Raw genomic sequence first — 18,302 nt, 5'->3', positions numbered from 1 at the left:
GTCGTCCACAGGCTTCCCGCCCTGTCGGACCCCGGCGGTACCGTCGGGTCATGTCCAGTCCAGCAGCAGCGGTTCCGGCGGCTCTCGCAGTACTCGAAGGCGTCCTGGAGCGGATCACCTACGCCAACGAAGAGAACGGCTACACCGTTGCCCGCGTTGACACCGGCCGCGGCGGCGATCTCCTCACCGTCGTGGGATCGCTGCTCGGCGCGCAGCCCGGTGAGTCGCTGCGCATGGAGGGGCGGTGGGGCTCCCACGCGCAGTACGGCAAGCAGTTCACGGTGGAGAACTACACCACCGTGTTGCCCGCCACAATCCAGGGCATCCGCCGCTACCTCGGCTCCGGGCTGATCAAGGGCATCGGCCCGGTCATGGCGGACCGGATCACCACGCACTTCGGCGTCGACACCCTGGACGTGATCGAGACCGAGCCGAAGCGGCTGATCGAGGTGCCGGGGCTCGGTCCGAAGCGGACGAAGATGATCGCGGCGGCCTGGGAGGAACAGAAGGCCATCAAGGAGGTCATGATCTTCCTCCAGGGCGTCGGAGTCTCGACCTCCATCGCTGTGCGCATCTACAAGAAGTACGGCGACGCCTCCATCTCGATAGTGAAGAACGAGCCCTACCGCCTGGCCGCCGACGTGTGGGGCATCGGCTTCCTCACCGCCGACAAGATCGCCCAGTCCGTCGGCATCCCGCACGACAGCCCGGAGCGCGTGAAGGCCGGCCTCCAGTACGCGCTGTCGCAGTCCACGGACCAGGGTCACTGCTACCTCCCGGAGGAGCAGCTGATCAGCGACGCCGTGAAGCTGCTCCAGGTGGACACCGGGCTGGTCATCGACTGCCTGGCCGAACTGGCGGCGGACGAGGGCGTCGTACGGGAAAAGGTGCCGCCTCAGGAGGGTGGCGAGGGCGATCCCGTCACGGCCGTCTATCTCGTCCCCTTCCACCGGGCCGAGGTGTCCCTCGCCGCGCAGACCCGGCGGCTCCTGCGCGCCCCGGAGGACCGGATGCCGGCGTTCCGGGACGTGGCGTGGGACAAGGCGCTGGCGTGGCTGGCGGAGCGTACCGGCGCCGAGCTGGCGCCCGAACAGCAGGCGGCGGTCAAGCTGGCGCTGACCGAGAAGGTCGCCGTGCTGACCGGTGGACCCGGCTGCGGCAAGTCGTTCACCGTCCGCTCCATCGTGGAACTGGCCCGCGCCAAGAAGGCCAAGGTGGTGCTGGCAGCTCCCACCGGGCGGGCGGCCAAGCGTCTGGCCGAGCTCACCGGGGCCGAGGCGTCCACCGTGCACCGGCTCCTGGAGCTCAAGCCGGGCGGCGACGCGGCGTACGACAAGGACCGCCCGCTGGACGCCGACCTGGTCGTCGTCGACGAGGCGTCCATGCTCGACCTGCTGCTCGCCAACAAGCTGGTGAAGGCCGTGGCGCCGGGCGCGCACCTGCTGCTGGTGGGCGATGTGGACCAGCTGCCGTCGGTGGGCGCGGGGGAGGTGCTGCGCGACCTGCTGGCCGACGGCGGGCCGGTCCCGTCCGTCCGCCTGACCCGGATCTTCCGCCAGGCCCAGCAGTCCGGCGTGGTGACGAACGCCCACCGCATCAACTCCGGCGTTCCGCCCATCACCGAGGGACTGCCGGACTTCTTCCTCTTCGTCGAGGACGAGACCGAGGACGCCGGGCGGGTCACGGTCGATGTGGCCGCCCGCCGCATCCCCGCCAAGTTCGGCCTCAACCCGAGGCGTGACATCCAGGTGCTGGCCCCCATGCACCGCGGCCCGGCCGGCGCGGGCGCGCTCAACGGCTTGCTCCAGCAGGCGATTACGCCCGCCAGGCCGGACGTGCCGGAGAAGAGATTCGGCGGCAGGGTCTTCCGCGTCGGAGACAAGGTGACCCAGATTCGCAACAATTATGAGAAGGGACAGAACGGGGTCTTCAACGGCACCGTGGGTGTGGTCACCTCGCTCAGCCTGGACGACCAGCGCCTGACGGTGCTGACGGACGAGGACGAGGAGGTTCCGTACGACTTCGACGAACTGGACGAGCTGGCGCACGCGTACGCCGTGACGATCCACCGCTCGCAGGGCAGCGAGTATCCGGCGGTGGTGATTCCGGTCACCACAGGCGCCTGGATGATGCTGCAGCGGAACCTGCTCTATACGGCGGTCACCCGGGCCAAGAAGCTGGTCGTGCTCGTGGGGTCGCGCAAGGCGATCGGCCAGGCCGTTCGTACGGTTTCCGCAGGCCGGCGGTGTACGGCGCTCGATCACCGGCTCGCCGGACGGATTGAGAGGAGCCGCGCCACAGCGCAAACCGCCCTATAGGGGGACTGTTCATGGCAAACGTCTCCCTCGACTTCCAGAACCGGGGGTAAGGGGGCAGGATGAGCAGGTTGGCGGCACTGAGTGCCGCGAATGGGCCTAATGGCCGACCCCGAGTGCACTCTGCTGAGCCAAATGGGGGATGGTAGAGACAGTCAGGGCACCTCGAAGAAGAGGCACTACGTCGGTGAGGGATGACGTGAGCGACAACTCTGTAGTACTGCGGTACGGCGATGACGAGTACACCTACCCGGTGATCGACAGCACCGTCGGCGACAAGGGCTTCGACATCGGGAAGCTCCGGGCCCAGACCGGGCTGGTGACTCTCGACAGCGGATACGGCAACACAGCCGCCTATAAATCCGCGATCACCTACCTCGACGGTGAGCAGGGCATTCTGCGCTACCGCGGATATCCCATTGAGCAGCTGGCTGAGCGCTCCACCTTCGTGGAGGTGGCGTACCTGCTGATCAACGGGGAGCTCCCCAAGGTCGACGAGCTTGCCGCCTTCAGGAACGAGATCACGCAGCACACACTGCTGCACGAGGACGTGAAGCGGTTCTTCGACGGCTTCCCGCGTGACGCGCACCCGATGGCCATGCTGTCGTCGGTCGTCAGCGCGCTGTCGACGTTTTACCAGGACAGCCACAACCCGTTCGACGAGAAGCAGCGTCACCTTTCGACGATCCGCCTCCTCGCCAAGCTTCCGACCATCGCGGCGTACGCGTACAAGAAGTCGATCGGCCACCCCTTCGTCTACCCGAGCAACGACCTCGGGTACGTCGAGAACTTCCTGCGCATGACCTTCTCGGTCCCGGCGCAGGAGTACGTGCCGGACCCGGTCGTGGTCGCGGCGCTCGAGAAGCTGCTGATCCTGCACGCGGACCACGAGCAGAACTGTTCGACGTCCACCGTGCGTCTGGTCGGTTCCTCGCAGGCGAACATGTTCGCCTCGATCTCCGCCGGCATCAGCGCCCTGTGGGGCCCGCTGCACGGTGGCGCCAACCAGTCGGTCCTGGAGATGCTGGAAGGCATCCAGGCCGACGGCGGCGACGTCGACAACTTCATCCGCAAGGTGAAGAACAAGGAAGACGGCGTGAAGCTCATGGGCTTCGGGCACCGCGTCTACAAGAACTTCGACCCCCGGGCGAAGATCATCAAGGCTGCGGCGCACGACGTTCTCTCCGCCCTGGGCAAGGACGACGAGCTGCTCGACATCGCGCTCAAGCTCGAAGAGCACGCGCTGGCCGACGACTACTTCGTTTCGCGCAAGCTCTACCCGAACGTCGACTTCTACACCGGCCTGATCTACCGGGCCATGGGCTTCCCGACCGAGATGTTCACGGTGCTCTTCGCGTTGGGCCGTCTGCCGGGCTGGATCGCCCAGTGGCACGAGATGATCAAGGAGCCGGGCTCGCGCATCGGCCGCCCGCGCCAGATCTACACGGGCGAGGTCCTGCGCGACTTCGTTCCGGTCGAGGGCCGCTGACACCACCCGCCCCACCGCGTCACCCGCTGAAAAGCGGAAAGCGCCCCGCCGCCGATCCCCCCACGGGTCGACGATGCGGGGCGCTTCCCTTTTCCCGGAGCGGATTCCCCCCACGGGATCCGGCCGGGCGTCTGTTGGGCACAGAAGCTCCACACGCGGTCTGCCGGGACGCGTACGTACGGGAGGGCCGCTCAAAGCTCCCCAGTGCACGTGTCCCGGCCAACGCTTGCCCGGAATGTCCCCCAAGACCTTCCGTGAACGTCCCCCAAGACGTTCTTGGCATCGCCCACTTAGACTCGCGAGCCGGCCGAATGGTTACCCTCAAATCTCAGTGACGTGTGTCACTTTGTGTGCGTCCTGTGAAGGTACGCAGCCGGAGGCTGTTTGTCACTACGAACACCGAGGAAAACGCCATCGCGAATCCGGCGATCATGGGGTTGAGCAGCCCGGCGGCGGCCAACGGCAAGGCAGCGACGTTGTAGCCGAAGGCCCAGAAAAGATTGCCCTTGATCGTGACCAGCGTCCTCCTGGACAGCCGGATCGCATCCGCCGCCACCCTGAGATCTCCCCGTACGAGCGTCAGATCGCCCGCCTCGATCGCGGCGTCCGTACCCGTGCCCATCGCGAGCCCCAGATCGGCGGTGGCCAGCGCGGCCGCGTCGTTCACGCCGTCGCCGACCATCGCGACGCTGCGCCCCTCGGCCTGGAGCCGCTTCACGACGTCGGCCTTGTCCTGCGGCAGGACCTCGGCGTACACATCGCCGGAGTCGATCCCGACCGCACGGGCCACCGACTCAGCGACCGCCCGGTTGTCGCCGGTCAGCAGGACCGGGGTCAGTCCGAGCTCGCGCAGCCGCGCCACCGCCTCCGCGCTGGTCTCCTTCACGGCGTCCGCGACGGTCAGGACGCCGCGCGCCGACCCGTCCCAGGCCACGGCCATCGCCGTACGCCCCCGGGCCTCCGCCGCCGCCTTGGCGTCGGCCAGCTCGGGCGGCAGCTTCACGCCCGCCTCGGCGAGCAGCGCCTCGCGCCCGACGAGCACCTGGTGGCCGTCGACCAGGCCGCGTACCCCGAGCCCCGCCACATTCTCGAACTTCTCCACCTCGCCGGTCAGTGGCCCGGTCCGCTCGGCGGCGCCCGCCGCCACGGCCCGGGCGACCGGGTGCTCGGATGCGTGCTCCAGCGCGCCGGCCAGGCGCAGCAGCAGGGCCTCGTCGGTGCCGGGCGCCGCGAAGACGTCGTGGAGCTCCATCCGGCCCGTCGTGAGCGTTCCCGTCTTGTCGAGTACGACGGTGTCCACGCGCCGGGTCGACTCCAGCACCTCCGGGCCCTTGATCAGGATGCCGAGCTGGGCGCCGCGTCCCGTGCCGACCATGAGCGCGGTCGGCGTGGCCAGCCCCAGTGCGCACGGGCACGCGATGATCAGCACCGCCACGGCCGCGGAGAAGGAGGCGGTCGAGTCGTCCGTGACCAGGAGCCACGTGACGAGCGTGGCGAGGGCGATGAGCAGCACGACGGGGACGAAGACCGCGGAGATGCGGTCGGCCAGGCGCTGCACGTCCGCCTTGCCGTTCTGGGCGTCCTCGACGAGCCGGGCCATGCGGGCGAGCTGGGTGTCGGCGCCGATCCTGGTCGCCTCGACGACGATCCGGCCCGACGTGTTCACGGTGGCGCCGGTGACGGTGTCCCCGGCGGTCACGTCCACCGGTACGGATTCGCCGGTCAGCATGGAGGCGTCGACCGCGCATGCGCCCTCGGTGACCGTGCCGTCGGTGGCGATCTTTTCCCCGGGGCGTACGACGAAGTGGTCGCCGACGGCGAGGCCGTCGACCGGGATGCGCACCTCCGCACCGCCCTGGAGCACCGCCACGTCCTTCGACCCGAGCTCCATCAGCGCGCGCAGCGCCGCTCCCGCCTTCCGCTTGGCCTTCGCCTCCAGGTAGCGGCCGAGGAGGATGAACGTGACGACTCCGGCGGCGACTTCGAGGTAGATCGTCGAAGCGCCGTCGGTGCTCTGCGACGCCGTGAGTTCGAAGCTGTGGCGCATGTCCGGCATGCCCGCGCGTCCGAAGAACAGGGCCCACAGCGACCAGCCGAACGCGGCGAGCGTGCCGACGGAGACGAGGGTGTCCATGGTGGCGGCGCCGTGCCGGACGTTGGTCCAGGTGGCCCGATGGAACGGCAGCCCGCCCCAGACGACGACCGGCGCGGCGAGGGTCAGCGAGAGCCACTGCCAGTTGTCGAACTGGAGTGAGGGGATCATCGCGAGCACGACGACGGGGACGGAGAGGGCGAGCGAGACCAGGAAGCGCTGCCGCAGTGCGGCGAGGGCCGGGTCGTACCCGCGCTCGGCCGCCGGCTCTTGAGCCGGGGCGGTGGCGGGAGGCGGTGCGGGCTCTTCGGCGGTGTAGCCGGTCTTCTGGACGGTGGCGATGAGGTCCCCGACGCCCACCCCGTCGGCGTAACTGACCTTCGCCTTCGCGGTCGCGTAGTTGACGGTGGCGTAGACGCCGTCCATCCGGTTGAGCTTCTTCTCGATGCGGGCGGCGCAGGAGGCGCAGGTCATCCCGCCGATGGAGAGCTCCACCTGGGACGTGTCCGATGGGTCGACGGTTGGCGCCTCGTGCGCTGTGCTGGTCATCTTCTTGCTCCAGGAAAACAGGCCGGGCCGTACGGGAGCCAGTATGAACTGGTCCCGTACGGCCCGGCCGAAGAAGGGGGGAGGCCCGCGGGTTTCAGACCTGGCCGACGAGCTCGTAACCGGCCTCGTCGACGGCGGCGCGTACGGCTTCCACGTCCAGCGGGGCGTCGGAGACGACCGTCACCCGGCCGGTGGAGGCGACCGCCTTCACCGAGGTGACGCCGGGGATCTCCGAGATCTCGCCGGCGACGGCGCCTTCGCAGTGGCCGCAGGTCATTCCGCTCACCTGGTAGACGGTGGTGACGGCGCCCACCTGGACCTCGGCCGAGGTGTCGTGGCAGGAGCCGGACGGCGAGCAGCAGGAGCCGGTCGCGGTGGCTTCGGTCTTCGTCTCGGTCTCGGCGGTCATGTCATTCTTCCTCTCGAAGGCGTACGCAGTCGTGGTGCCCCAGAAAGCCGCGTGGGTGTCGTGACTTCCTGACGTTGTTCACACTATACCCCTAGGGGGTATGGATGGCGACTACCTCCGCGCGGCGAGAAACGCCTGAGCCCCGGAACTGGAAGTTCCGGGGCTCAGGCGCCGACCTGCGTGGGCCGAGTAATGCTCCTGCGTCGCTGTCAGACGCCGGTCGTCTGCACCGCGACGAGGCCGGTGACCTGCGAAAGAGGCAGGGTGGCCGCGACGGACTGGGCGGCGCCGGCGATGTCGCCGATGTTCAGGGAGGCGCCGTGACCGGCGACGTTGGCGCCGGCGCTGGCCATACCACCGGCAATGCCGTCCAGCGCGTCGTCGGAAAGCTCGCTGGTCTCGACCGGGGTGAAGTTCTCGCGCATTACTCGCCCTTTCATTAAATGCGATGGGGTTCTCGCAGCGGATGCAATCACGCTGTCGGGCCGCCCGGCAACTTACTCTTAAGTCTCCTTCCGGTGCACACATCGGCATCACAAGATCCCCCTGACGTGCAGTTTTGCCCTCATGAAATAGCCCCGCAAATGGCTGGCGCGGTATATGAGAAATGAGATGGCATGAGATATCTGCATCTTGGGTGCATCGATGCACAGGTGAAGCGAAAAGGGCATTTAGTGGCGGGGTCGGGCGGCCGGGACGGTAGCCGGGAACGGACGGCCGAGCACGGCGTCGGCCTTCGCATGCCGAAGACCGACTCCGTACTCGGCTCTCAGTCCTTACGGCCTCTGTTGCCGGGCCGGCGTGACACCCACGTCCGGATGGTGTCCGCGTACCAGTAGGGCTTGCCGCTCTCCACGTGGTCGGGCGCCGGAAGCAGCCCGTGCTTGCGGTACGAACGCACGGTGTCCGGCTGGACCCGGATGTGCGCGGCAATCTCCTTGTACGACCAGAGTCTTCGGTCAGTCATCTGTGGCACCTCCCTGCGTGCGCCTCAGCGGCGGCCGGGGGGCCGTCCGGGGGGGCTGGGGCGCGAACGCTGGCGATCACTCAGCCTGTGCCCGTTGAACGACGGAGAGTGACGGTCGGAGAGGGGCTGTCGTAAGCCTGTGACGGAAGACCTGCGTAACCCGGACATGTGTGACAGGAGTCCAACGAATGGGCCGCGCGCCAACGACCTAGGCGCCGCAGGAGCGCAGGAAGCGGCGCGTGCGCCGCGCGATGGGCAATGGCTTGTCCGGCGGGCACGGGTACATGTCCTGCTCGACGATCGCGAACAGGTCCACATCCAGCCGCCCGGCCGCCGCCAGTACGGGCTCCAGTGCCGGTACCCCGGCCGGCGGCTCGCACATCACGCCCCGCCCGACGGCCGGCCCGAACGGCACCTCGTTCGCGACGACTTCGGCGAGAATCTCCGGGTCCACCTGCTTGAGGTGCAGGTAGCCGATCCGCTCTCCGTACGTCTCGATGAGCTTGACGCTGTCCCCGCCGCAGTACGCGTAGTGGCCGGTGTCCAGGCAGAGCGACACCAGGGCGGAGTCGGTCGCGTCCAGGAAGCGGGTGACGTTCTCCTCGCTGTCGATGTGCGTGTCCGCGTGCGGGTGGACGACGATCTTGAGCCCGTACCGCTCACGCACCTCGCGCCCGAGCCGCTCGGTCTGCCGCGCGAGCATCCGCCACTGAGCGGGCGTCAGCGTGCGGTCCTCCAGTACCTCGCCGGTCTTGTCGTCCCGCCAGAAGGACGGGATGACGACGAGGTGCTCCGCCCCCATGGCCCTGGTCAGCTCGGCGACGTCCGCGACGTGCTTCCAGGTGGCGTCCCAGACCTCCGGCCCGCGGTGCAGCCCCGTGAAGACCGTGCCCGCCGAGACGGACAGCCCCCGTCGGCGCGTCTCGTCGGTCAGGCGGGCGGGGTCGGTCGGGAGATAGCCGTACGGGCCGAGCTCGATCCAGGGGTAGCCGGCCTCGGCGACCTCGTCGAGGAAGCGTTCCCAGGGCACCTGCCGTGGGTCGTCGGGGAACCAGACCCCCCAGGAATCGGGGGCGGAGCCGACCCGGATGCGGGTCGGCGCGGGTGCGGGAGAAGTCATGGACGTCAGCTTTCCGGCCGTCCGAGAAGGGTGTCAACCCTTCGTCCGAATGTAAGGACAAACTGTTGACAGGGCCCGGCGGCGCCCACTAGACCTGGGTGCAGTCGCCGGACCGGAGGGACGCGCATGCTGCCCAATTCGTACGAGCCGTACGACCTGATCACGATGGGCCGGATCGGGGTGGACCTGTATCCGCTGCAAGCCGGCGTCGCGCTGGCGCAGGTCGACACGTTCGGCAAGTTCCTCGGCGGATCGGCCACCAACGTGGCGGTCGCCGCGGCCAGGCTGGGCCGGCGCACGGCCGTCGTCACCCGCACCGGGACCGACCCGTTCGGCGACTATCTCCACCAGGAACTACGGCGGTTCGGCGTCGACGACCGCTGGGTGACCGGGGTCGCGGACCTGCCGACCCCGGTGACGTTCTGTGAAATCTTCCCGCCGGACGACTTCCCGCTCTACTTCTACCGGCAGCCGAAGGCGCCGGACCTGGAGCTGCGGGCCGAGGAGCTGGACCTGGACGCGATCCGTTCGGCGCGGACCTTCTGGATGACGGGCACCGGCCTGTGCGAGGAGCCGAGCCGCTCGGCGACGCTCGCGGCGCTGGGAGCGCGAAGTGCCGGTGGTGTGACGGTCTTCGACCTCGACTGGAGGCCGATGTTCTGGTCTGACCCCGGCGACGCCCGCCCGTACTACGCCGAAGCCCTTCGGCACGCCACCATCGCCGTCGGAAACCTCGAAGAGTGCGAAATCGCCACCGGAGAGCGTGAGCCGTACGCCGCCGCCCGCGCCCTGCTCGCCGCCCCCCGGGTCGAACTCGCCATCGTCAAACAGGGACCCAAGGGCGTGCTGGCCATGCACCGCGACGGTACGACGGCCGAAGCCCCGCCGGTACCCGTCGACGTACTCAACGGACTCGGCGCGGGCGACGCCTTCGGCGGAGCCCTGTGCCACGGCCTGCTCGCGGGCTGGGACTTGGAGCGCGTCATGCGGTACGCCAACGCCGCCGGAGCCATCGTCGCCGCCCGTCTCGCCTGCTCCTCCGCGATGCCGCACCCGGCAGAGGTCGAGCAGGTTCTCGCGGGCGGCCGAGTGCCCCCGCAGGAGAGCACGTCGTGACCACCGGCCTGCGCATTTGTGACCTCGTACGGGTACGGACCCGCCACCCCGAAGCGATCGCCGAGGCCGCCGCCCGCCGCCCCCGCCGGCCCCTGATCGGCGCGAGCGGACGGCTCATGATCATCGCTGCCGACCACCCGGCCCGGGGCGCCCTCGGCGTCGGTGACCACGAACTCGCCATGGCGGACCGCCCCGACCTGCTGGAGCGGCTCTGCCTCGCCCTCTCGCGCCCTGGCGTCGACGGCGTACTGGCGGCCGCCGACATCCTCGACGACCTGCTGCTCCTCGGCGCTCTCGACGGCAAAGTGGTCATCGGCTCCATGAACCGCGGCGGCCTGGCCGGCGCCACCTTCGAACTAGACGACCGCTTCACGGGCCCCCGCGCCCAGGACCTGGAGAGCCGCGGCTTCGACGCGGGCAAGCTGCTCCTGCGGATCGACTACGACGACCCCGGATCGCTGGCCACCCTCCACGCCACCGCCCGCACCATCGACGCCATGGCCGAACGCCGGCTGCCCGTCTTCGTCGAGCCGTTCATCTGTCGCCGCGTGAACGGGAAAGTACTCAACGACCTGAGCGCCGGGGCCGTCACCCGCTCCATCGCCATCGCCTCCGGCCTCGCCGGCACCTCCGCGTACACCTGGCTGAAGGTCCCCGTGACGGAGAACCCGCAGGACATGGCGCGGGTCATGGAGACCTCGACCCTCCCCGCCGTGCTGCTCGGCGGCGAGGTCGGCGCGGACCAGGATGGTGCGTACGAGAAGTGGCGCAAGGCGCTGCGGCTGCCGACCGTCCAGGGCCTGGTCGTCGGCCGGTCGCTGCTCTATCCGGCCGACGGGGACGTGGCGGGGGCGGTCGACACGGCCGTGGGACTGCTGTAGCGCGAGGGTGAGGGGTAGGGAGACGGCATGACGGACAACGATGACACGCATGTTCCACGGGTTCTACGGGCGGGAGCCGCCGCGCAGGGTCCGTACGCCCTGGACATCGACCCCAAGCGGGCCGACTGGGGTTATTCGAGCCTGCGCGTGCTGGAGCTGCCGCCCGGCGGCTCGCACCCGCTCGCGGCCGGTGACAGTGAGTGGATCGTGCTGCCGCTGAGCGGCGGCTGTACGGTCGACGTGGAAGGCGAGAGCTTCGAACTGCTGGGCAGGAAAAGCGTGTTCACCTCAGTGACGGACTTCGCCTACGTACCCCGCGATGCCCACGCCCGGATCTCCTCCGGCGCCGGAGGCCGCTTCGCCCTGGCAGGAGCGAGGTGCGAGCGACGACTTTCCGCGCGCTACGGCCCCGCGCCGGAGGTACCCGTCGAACTGCGCGGCACCGGCAACTGCTCGCGCCAGGTCAACAACTTCGCGGCGGCGGGCGTATTCGAGTGCGACCGGCTCATCGCTGTCGAAGTCCTCACCCCCGGCGGCAACTGGTCGTCGTACCCGCCCCACAAACACGACGAGCACCACCCCGGTGTCGAATCCGAGCTCGAAGAGATCTACTACTTCGAGACAGAAGAGACAGAGGGGGACGGCCGGGACAGCGGCCTCGGCTATCATCGCGTCTCGCCGTCCCGCCCCGGAGGTACGGACGTCCTCGCCGAAGTCCGCACCGGCGACGCCGTTCTCATCCCCGACGGCTGGCACGGCCCGTCCATCGCCGCGCCCGGCCACACCCTCTACTACCTCAATGTGATGGCCGGTCCGGGGTCCGGCGAGGAGCGGGAGTGGCTGATTCGCGACCACCCCGACCACGGCTGGATCCGCGACACCTGGCCTTCGCAGCCTGTTGACCCCCGACTGCCGTTGTACGGACCCGAGGAGCTGGCGCAGTGACCACCCGCCGACTGACCACCGCACAGGCGCTGGTAGCCTTCCTCGCCCGCCAGTACACCGAGCGCGGCGACGGCACCCGCCACCGCCTGATCGCCGGCACCTGGGGCATTTTCGGCCACGGCAACGTCGCCGGCATCGGCCAGGCGCTCCTCGAACCCGGCTCGGAGGACATGCCGTACTACCAGGGCCGCAACGAGCAGGCCATGGTGCATGCGGCCGTCGGCTACGCCCGCCAGAGCAACCGCCTCTCCGCGCACGCCGTCACCACCTCCATCGGCCCCGGCGCCACCAACCTCGTCACCGGCGCCGCCCTCGCGACCATCAACCACCTCCCGGTCCTGCTCCTCCCCGGCGATACGTTCGCGACCCGGCCGGCCGACCCCGTACTCCAGCAACTGGAAGTTCCGTACGCCGGTGATGTGTCCGTCAACGACTGTCTGCGCCCGGTCTCCAGGTACTTCGACCGGGTCACCCGCCCCGAGGCCCTGATCCCGGCGGCGCTCGCGGCCATGCGGGTCCTCGCCGACCCGGCCGCGACGGGCGCTGTGACGCTCGCGCTGCCGCAGGATGTGCAAGCGGAGGCGTACGACTGGCCGGAGGAGTTCTTCGCGGAGCGCGTCTGGCAGGTACGGGCCCCGGAGCCGGACCAGCGTGAACTCTTCGCGGCAGTGGAGGCCTTCCGCGCCGCCCGTCGCCCCCTCCTGATCGCGGGCGGCGGAGTCCACCACAGCGGCGCCGAGCAGGCCCTGGAAGCCTTCGCGGAGGCGACCGGCACCCCCGTCGCCTCCACCCAGGCGGGCAAGGGATCGCTCCCGTACGACCACCCGGCGGACGTCGGCGGCATCGGGCACACGGGCACGGCCACCGCCGACGAGCTGGCCCGCAGCGCCGACCTCGTGATCGGCGTGGGCACCCGCTACTCCGACTTCACCACGGCCTCCGCGACCCTCTTCCAGAACCCGGACGTCCGCTTCGTCAACCTCAACATCACCGGCTTCGACGCCCACAAGATGGGCGCCCAGCAGGTGGTCGGCGACGCGCGCGTAGCACTCCAGTCCTTCAAGCACGCTCTCGCCGGCCACCGCGTCCCCGACGCCTACGTCACCGAATACCGCGAGGCCAAGGCGCGCTGGGAGTACCGCGTCACCGCCGCGTACGCCGCGCCCGACGGGGACGACCGGCCCACTCAGGTCCAGGTCCTCGGCGTACTGGACAGCCTCGTCACCCACGACGACATCCTCATCAACGCGGCCGGCTCCCTCCCCGGTGACCTGCACAAACTGTGGCGGACCCGCTCCCGCGACCAGTACCACGTCGAGTACGGCTACTCCTGCATGGGCTACGAGATCCCCGCCGCCATCGGCGTCCAGCTCGCCGCGCCCGGCCGCCCGGTGTGGGCGCTGGTCGGCGACGGTACGTACCTGATGAATCCCACCGAAATCGTCACCGCCGTGCAGGAGCGCCTCCCCATCAAGGTCGTCATCCTCCAGAACCACGGTTACGCCTCCATCGGCGGCCTCTCCGAGTCCGTGGGCGCCGAGCGCTTCGGTACGGCGTACCGCTTCCGGGAGCCCGACGGCACGTACACCGGCGCGCCGCTCCCGGTGGATCTGGCCGCGAACGCCGGCTCGCTCGGGATGTACGTCATCCGCGCCAAGACCGTGCGTGACCTGCGGGAAGCTCTGGCGGAGGCGCGCCGGTCCGACCGCCCCACATGTGTCTACGTCGAGACGCGAACGCCCGACACTGTGTCGGGCGCGCCTGCCGCCCAGGCGTGGTGGGATGTTCCCGTGGCCGAGACCGCGACCCGCCCGTCGACGGTCAAGGCCCGGGAGGAGTACGACCGTCAAGCCGCTGCGCGACGCCGCCATCTCTGACCGACCCCACTGCAATACAAGGAGTTCTGGGATGAAGACCGTCAACCACTTCATCGGCGGCAAGACCGTCGAGGGCGCGTCGGGCAACTGGGGCCCGGTCACCGACCCGGCCACCGGTGAGGTGACCACGCAGGTCGCGCTCGCCTCGGTGGAGGAGGTAGACGCCGCCGTCGCGGCGGCGAAGGCCGCGTACGCGACGTGGGGCACCTCCTCCCTCGCGGCGCGCACCACGATCCTCTTCCGCTACCGCGCGCTGCTGGACGCCCACCGCGACGAGATCGCCGCGCTGATCACCGCCGAGCACGGCAAGGTCCACTCGGACGCGCTGGGTGAGGTCGCGCGTGGTCTGGAGATCGTCGAGCTGGCGTGCGGCATTACGACGCAGCTCAAGGGGGAGCTGTCGACGCAGGTATCGAACCGTGTCGACGTCTCCTCGATCCGCCAGTCGATCGGCGTCGTGGCCGGCATCACACCGTTCAACTTCCCGGCCATGGTGCCGATGTGGATGTTCCCGCTGGCCATCGCGTGCGGCAACACGTTCGTACTGAAGCCGAGCGAGAAGGACCCGTCGGCCTCCGTGCGGCTCGCGGAACTGGCGTCGGAGGCGGGGCTGCCCGACGGCGTACTGAACGTCCTGCACGGCGACAAGGTCGCGGTAGACGGGCTTCTCAACCACCCGGACATCGCGGCGGTCTCCTTCGTCGGCTCGACCCCGATCGCCCGCTACATCCACCAGACCGCCTCCGCGAACGGCAAGCGCGTCCAGGCGCTCGGCGGCGCGAAGAACCACATGCTGGTGCTGCCGGACGCCGACCTGGACGCGGCCGCCGACGCTGCGGTCTCGGCGGCGTACGGCTCGGCGGGTGAGCGCTGCATGGCGATCTCGGCGGTGGTGGCGGTCGGCGCGATCGGTGACGAGCTGGTCGACAAGATCCGCGAGCGCGCCGAGAAGATCAAGATCGGCCCCGGCAACGACCCGACGTCCGAGATGGGCCCGCTGATCACCGCAGCCCACCGCGACAAGGTCGCCTCGTACGTCACGGGCGCCGTGGCCCAGGGAGCCAAGGTCGTCCTGGACGGCACGGGCCACACGGTCGAGGGCTTCGAGAACGGTCACTGGATCGGCCTGTCGCTCCTCGACGAGGTCTCCACCGACTCGGACGCCTACCGCGACGAGATCTTCGGCCCGGTCCTCTGCGTCCTGCGCGTCGACACATACGAAGAGGGCGTGGCCCTCATGAACGCGTCGCCCTTCGGCAACGGCACCGCGATCTTCACCCGCGACGGCGGCGCGGCGCGGCGCTTCCAGCTGGAGATCGAGGCCGGCATGGTCGGCGTGAACGTGCCGATTCCGGTGCCGGTCGGCTACCACTCCTTCGGTGGCTGGAAGGACTCGCTCTTCGGCGACCACCACATCTACGGCAACGACGGCATCCACTTCTACACCCGCGGCAAGGTCACCACGACCCGCTGGCCGGACCCGGCAGACGCCCCGGCAGGCGTCGACCTGGGCTTCCCGCGCAACCACTGATCCACCGGACGCCTCCTGGGCCCGTACGGAACTGTTTCCGTACGGGCCTTTCGGCGTTTGGAGCTGATCTCCGAGGTAATCACCGTGAAAAGGTGTTGGCGGCCCGCGCTTTGGAGCGGCATCCTGGCCGGATGTTGATCAGGGAAGCCACCGCTCAGGACTGGCCCGCCATCTGGCCGTTCTTCCACGAGATCGTTGCCGCGGGCGAGACTCTCACCTACCCGCTCCACCTCGGCGAGGACGACGGCCGCGAGTGGTGGTTCCTGGCCGCTCCGAACCGTACGGTCGTCGCGGTCAATGACGCCGGTACGGTCCTCGGCACGGCCAAGATGAACCGTAACCACATGGGTAATGGCTCCCACATCGCGAGCGCCACCTACCTGGTCGACCCCAAGCACTCGGGGCAGGGCGTGGGGCGGGCGCTCTGTGAGTACAGCGTGGAATGGGCGCGCGAGGCGGGTTTCCGGGCGATGCAGTTCAACGCGGTCGTGGAGACGAACATCCACGCGGTGAAGCTGTACAAGTCGATCGGCTTCGACGTGATCGGGACGCTCCCGGAAGGGTTCAACCACCCCACCCGGGGCTACGTCGGCCTGCACATCATGCACTTGGCTCTCCGATGACCGAGATGCGCGACATACGCGAGATACGCGCGCTGCACACGGACACCACCGTCACCGTCTACCAGGCGTACGCCCCCGCAATCGGCCTCCCGGCCGCGCGCGACGGCCGCTTCCCCGCTGCCTGGAAGCGGGATCGGATGACGTGGACCAAGCCGCGTTCATAGTCTCTTTTCATGACGACAGACGACAAGGACCAGCAGGCCAGTGCCCGTTCACTGCGAGCCCTTCGTGCACAGCAGGCGGTCGGGCCGCAGAGGACTAAGAAGCACCGTTCCGACTGGACGGGGGAATCAGCAGCGATCTACTGCCGGATCTCCCATGTCAACGACGACGACCAGACCGGAGTAGATCGTCAAGAGCGCATCTGCCGCGATGTGGCCGAACGTCTCGGGCTCAGGGTTGCCGAGGACCAGGTCTTCGTGGACAACAACCGTTCGGCATGGCAGCGCAAGCGGAAGCGCCCGGGGTGGGACGCTCTGCTTGCCCAGGCTGGAGAAGGACGCGTCCGTCACGTCTTGACCTACCACCCCGACCGGTTGATGCGGCAACCGCGCGATTTGGAAGAGCTGTTGCAGATCGCGGACGATCACGACATCACCCTGCACGGGCAGGCGAACCGGCGCGATCTCGCAGACCCCGATGACCGCTTTTTTCTGCGCATCGAAGTTGCGCATGCCTGCCGCTCCAGCGATGACACCTCACGCCGACTCATCGACTCCATGATCGACCGTGCCAAGGACGGAAGGCCGCACCCGCAGCGGACTGCTGGAGGGCAAGAAGGGTTGGGTCAACAAGAAGCGCCTCAAGCCCGCAACCTGTATGAACCTGAACTGAGCCCGGGAACCCTCCCGGACAGCACAAGGCCCCGGCCGTCCGTCACGGGGGGAGACGGACGACCGGGGCTGTCTTCTCCTGCCTCCGAGCTGTCGAGGACGTGTAGACAAACAGGCGAGGCTCCTGGCGAACGCGGGTGATTCTGGTCGAGAACCCGCCTACCAGGAGCTTCGCCGTTGCGCAGGACCGTCCAACTCGAGGTCAGCACCGCCAGCTCGGAAAAGGCTCAGTGGCAACTCTAAGGAACCTTACTGGGGTGCCTTAGAGCATCCGGCTCGAGGGCGATGATTCGAAGCAACTCTCGGTCACGTCGAAAAGCGCGGGGGGATCGGAATTGCATACCGACCCAGACGCCTGTCGCACTACCTGATGCGACTATTACTAAAGCAACGAAAGATATTGCCGATAGCATTAATCTCACCCCCGAGCGCGTACGTTGAGATTTTGATGTTCGTTTGATCTTTGATGCGCCTCCTTCATTTGGGGGGCGCATCAAAGATCATCAACCTCGTCTAATACCTCGGGTTATATACCCGCTTCATTTGCTGACAGGTCTTACCGCTACCGTCCGAGTGAACCAGGCACTGATGTATCTTGATGCTGCGCAGGTTCGTTCCACCCGTAGTCTCAACGACGCGCTTCCAGTGGACACCCACCTGGTGACCGCAGGCGCGACCCTTTGAGCTTCCAGAGACGGGGACATCAGTCCACCCGGGGCGATCCAGCTCCAGGTCGGTTTGAGTTCACCAGCCATCCTTCTGCGTGTCGACGATCGTGAAATCGATCGTCGCCTTTTTGGAACTGTGGAAGGTGATAGTCCCGCCGCCTCCACCGCCCGCTCCGTTCCAGTCGCCACCCCATGCGAATGCTTGGCCTGCGAGCACGACTGATGCAGTTACCGTTGCACCGACGATAACGGCGCCACGGCGCATGCGCCGGCTGCCCAAATGAAACATCCCCGTCGTTTCCTTCCGCTGGATAAATCGAGGGAAGGCTGCGACTTTATTTGAACCGGAAACCTTCCCCCAAGGTCACTTAGGCAATAGGCAGACTGATCTTCGAGTGTCAATGAGATGTTCGATTTATGCGGTGAACCCTTAGGGGGTCGCTTGCAATTCTCCGAAGATTGCACCCGATGGGTATCAACTTTCCTTTAAGTAGAAGATCGGCATTCAAATACGCAAGTATCGCCCTTAGAGGGAAATGTGAGGAGTGGTAATTTTGGTAATGTCTTGGCGGGGCACGCGAGGGGGGCGCCGGTGTGGGGACCCGACAGGGAGGACCTGGCACCTGGTTAGGGTGTAGGTATGGGGTCCTAAAGACCCGCCCCCCAAGTCAGCTAGTGCGTTGGCCACGAACGTTCGCCGGGTTTGATCAGGCGGCTTTGAGTCGTGGGCGGCCCCAGCGTTGCTGGCGTTCGCTGCGGACTCTGGCACGTTCACGGCGTTGGGCGGACAGGACGTCGGGGTGACGGGCATTGGCGTTGCGCCACCGCAGGTAGTCCTGGAGTTTCCGGGCGAGCACCGTGTGGTCGGGGTGGTTGGAGCCGCCCAT

Annotated in this window: 15 protein-coding genes and 2 pseudogenes; 10 read left to right on the top strand and 7 right to left on the bottom strand. The window is 68.2% G+C overall.

The window, feature by feature from the left end; all coding sequences use genetic code 11:
* Nucleotides 1-50 precede the first annotated feature (50 nt).
* Both J7E89_RS33225 and J7E89_RS33220 read left to right on the top strand, forming a co-directional pair.
* Entirely contained in the window at nucleotides 51-2,318 is a 2,268-nt protein-coding gene (locus tag J7E89_RS33225; protein ID WP_214978911.1) for an ATP-dependent RecD-like DNA helicase, read from the top strand.
* 196 nt (nucleotides 2,319-2,514) lie between these two features.
* Nucleotides 2,515-3,804, top strand: a complete 1,290-nt coding sequence (locus tag J7E89_RS33220; RefSeq protein WP_214978909.1) for a citrate synthase — start codon at nucleotides 2,515-2,517, stop codon at nucleotides 3,802-3,804.
* A gap of 328 nt (nucleotides 3,805-4,132) precedes the next feature.
* On the opposite strand, the gene J7E89_RS33215 is transcribed toward J7E89_RS33220, so the two are convergent.
* From J7E89_RS33215 to J7E89_RS33195, 5 genes are all read right to left on the bottom strand, one after another.
* The gene (locus J7E89_RS33215; protein WP_214978900.1) at nucleotides 4,133-6,445 is read right to left on the bottom strand and encodes a cation-translocating P-type ATPase; all 2,313 of its coding nucleotides are present in this window, start codon (nucleotides 6,443-6,445) and stop codon (nucleotides 4,133-4,135) included.
* A 94-nt stretch (nucleotides 6,446-6,539) separates the two neighbouring features.
* A complete protein-coding gene (locus tag J7E89_RS33210; RefSeq protein ID WP_214978898.1) occupies nucleotides 6,540-6,854 on the bottom strand; it encodes a heavy-metal-associated domain-containing protein in 315 nt (104 codons plus the stop codon).
* A gap of 209 nt (nucleotides 6,855-7,063) precedes the next feature.
* Complete coding sequence (locus tag J7E89_RS33205) at nucleotides 7,064-7,279, bottom strand: hypothetical protein (protein WP_214978896.1); 216 nt, start codon at nucleotides 7,277-7,279, stop codon at nucleotides 7,064-7,066.
* Between the two features lie 344 nt (nucleotides 7,280-7,623).
* Complete coding sequence (locus J7E89_RS33200) at nucleotides 7,624-7,821, bottom strand: AlpA family transcriptional regulator (RefSeq protein WP_214978894.1); 198 nt, start codon at nucleotides 7,819-7,821, stop codon at nucleotides 7,624-7,626.
* A 208-nt stretch (nucleotides 7,822-8,029) separates the two neighbouring features.
* Nucleotides 8,030-8,941 (bottom strand): sugar phosphate isomerase/epimerase, encoded by a 912-nt coding sequence (locus J7E89_RS33195; RefSeq protein ID WP_214978892.1) that lies wholly within the window; start codon nucleotides 8,939-8,941, stop codon nucleotides 8,030-8,032.
* Between the two features lie 126 nt (nucleotides 8,942-9,067).
* Between J7E89_RS33195 and iolC the strand changes: the two genes are divergently transcribed.
* The 8 genes and pseudogenes from iolC to J7E89_RS42175 all read left to right on the top strand — a co-directional run.
* Entirely contained in the window at nucleotides 9,068-10,057 is a 990-nt protein-coding gene (gene iolC / locus J7E89_RS33190) for a 5-dehydro-2-deoxygluconokinase (RefSeq protein WP_214978890.1), read from the top strand.
* Nucleotides 10,054-10,938 carry a deoxyribose-phosphate aldolase gene (locus tag J7E89_RS33185; RefSeq protein WP_308315678.1) on the top strand — a complete coding sequence of 295 codons (885 nt, stop codon included), beginning with the start codon at nucleotides 10,054-10,056 and terminating at the stop codon, nucleotides 10,936-10,938. The genes iolC and J7E89_RS33185 overlap by 4 nt, the downstream gene beginning before the upstream one ends.
* A 27-nt stretch (nucleotides 10,939-10,965) precedes the next feature.
* On the top strand, nucleotides 10,966-11,883 hold the full coding sequence (gene iolB / locus J7E89_RS33180; RefSeq protein ID WP_214978888.1) for a 5-deoxy-glucuronate isomerase: 918 nt from the start codon (nucleotides 10,966-10,968) through the stop codon (nucleotides 11,881-11,883).
* Nucleotides 11,880-13,760 carry a 3D-(3,5/4)-trihydroxycyclohexane-1,2-dione acylhydrolase (decyclizing) gene (gene iolD / locus J7E89_RS33175; protein WP_214978886.1) on the top strand — a complete coding sequence of 627 codons (1,881 nt, stop codon included), beginning with the start codon at nucleotides 11,880-11,882 and terminating at the stop codon, nucleotides 13,758-13,760. The genes iolB and iolD overlap by 4 nt, the downstream gene beginning before the upstream one ends.
* A gap of 31 nt (nucleotides 13,761-13,791) precedes the next feature.
* Nucleotides 13,792-15,291 (top strand): CoA-acylating methylmalonate-semialdehyde dehydrogenase, encoded by a 1,500-nt coding sequence (locus J7E89_RS33170; protein WP_214978884.1) that lies wholly within the window; start codon nucleotides 13,792-13,794, stop codon nucleotides 15,289-15,291.
* A 131-nt stretch (nucleotides 15,292-15,422) separates the two neighbouring features.
* Nucleotides 15,423-15,914, top strand: coding sequence for a GNAT family N-acetyltransferase (locus J7E89_RS33165; RefSeq protein ID WP_214978882.1), 492 nt, complete (start codon nucleotides 15,423-15,425; stop codon nucleotides 15,912-15,914).
* Nucleotides 15,911-16,069 (top strand): annotated as a pseudogene (locus J7E89_RS33160) (DUF4291 family protein); the annotation flags it as partial. The gene J7E89_RS33165 and the pseudogene J7E89_RS33160, both read left to right, overlap by 4 nt.
* Nucleotides 16,070-16,087: 18 nt before the next feature.
* A pseudogene (locus J7E89_RS42175) lies at nucleotides 16,088-16,600 on the top strand (recombinase family protein); the annotation flags it as partial.
* A gap of 891 nt (nucleotides 16,601-17,491) precedes the next feature.
* On the opposite strand, the gene J7E89_RS33150 reads toward J7E89_RS42175, so the two are convergent.
* Together J7E89_RS33150 and J7E89_RS33145 are read right to left on the bottom strand one after the other, a co-directional pair.
* Nucleotides 17,492-17,704, bottom strand: a complete 213-nt coding sequence (locus J7E89_RS33150) for a hypothetical protein (RefSeq protein WP_214978880.1) — start codon at nucleotides 17,702-17,704, stop codon at nucleotides 17,492-17,494.
* A gap of 418 nt (nucleotides 17,705-18,122) precedes the next feature.
* Nucleotides 18,123-18,302: hypothetical protein (locus J7E89_RS33145; RefSeq protein WP_308315677.1), on the bottom strand; the 180-nt coding region annotated here is incomplete at its 5' end.

The organism is Streptomyces sp. ISL-100 (assembly GCF_018614615.1).
Taxonomy (GTDB): Bacteria; Actinomycetota; Actinomycetes; order Streptomycetales; family Streptomycetaceae; genus Streptomyces.
The sequence above is the reverse complement of the archived record's forward strand: the minus strand, read 5'-3'. Positions and strand labels throughout refer to the sequence as shown.

Excerpts from the sequence above, each read along its gene's own strand:
- iolB (WP_214978888.1), top strand. The coding sequence starts at position 10,966 with ATGACGGACAACGATGACACGCATGTTCCACGGGTTCTACGGGCGGGA.
- iolC (WP_214978890.1), top strand. The coding sequence starts at position 9,068 with ATGCTGCCCAATTCGTACGAGCCGTACGACCTGATCACGATGGGCCGG.
- J7E89_RS33210 (WP_214978898.1), bottom strand. The coding sequence starts at position 6,854 with ATGACCGCCGAGACCGAGACGAAGACCGAAGCCACCGCGACCGGCTCC.
- J7E89_RS33195 (WP_214978892.1), bottom strand. The coding sequence starts at position 8,941 with ATGACTTCTCCCGCACCCGCGCCGACCCGCATCCGGGTCGGCTCCGCC.
- J7E89_RS33170 (WP_214978884.1), top strand. The coding sequence starts at position 13,792 with ATGAAGACCGTCAACCACTTCATCGGCGGCAAGACCGTCGAGGGCGCG.
- J7E89_RS33150 (WP_214978880.1), bottom strand. The coding sequence starts at position 17,704 with ATGTTTCATTTGGGCAGCCGGCGCATGCGCCGTGGCGCCGTTATCGTC.
- J7E89_RS33200 (WP_214978894.1), bottom strand. The coding sequence starts at position 7,821 with ATGACTGACCGAAGACTCTGGTCGTACAAGGAGATTGCCGCGCACATC.
- J7E89_RS33215 (WP_214978900.1), bottom strand. The coding sequence starts at position 6,445 with ATGACCAGCACAGCGCACGAGGCGCCAACCGTCGACCCATCGGACACG.
- J7E89_RS33205 (WP_214978896.1), bottom strand. The coding sequence starts at position 7,279 with ATGCGCGAGAACTTCACCCCGGTCGAGACCAGCGAGCTTTCCGACGAC.
- J7E89_RS33165 (WP_214978882.1), top strand. The coding sequence starts at position 15,423 with ATGTTGATCAGGGAAGCCACCGCTCAGGACTGGCCCGCCATCTGGCCG.
- J7E89_RS33225 (WP_214978911.1), top strand. The coding sequence starts at position 51 with ATGTCCAGTCCAGCAGCAGCGGTTCCGGCGGCTCTCGCAGTACTCGAA.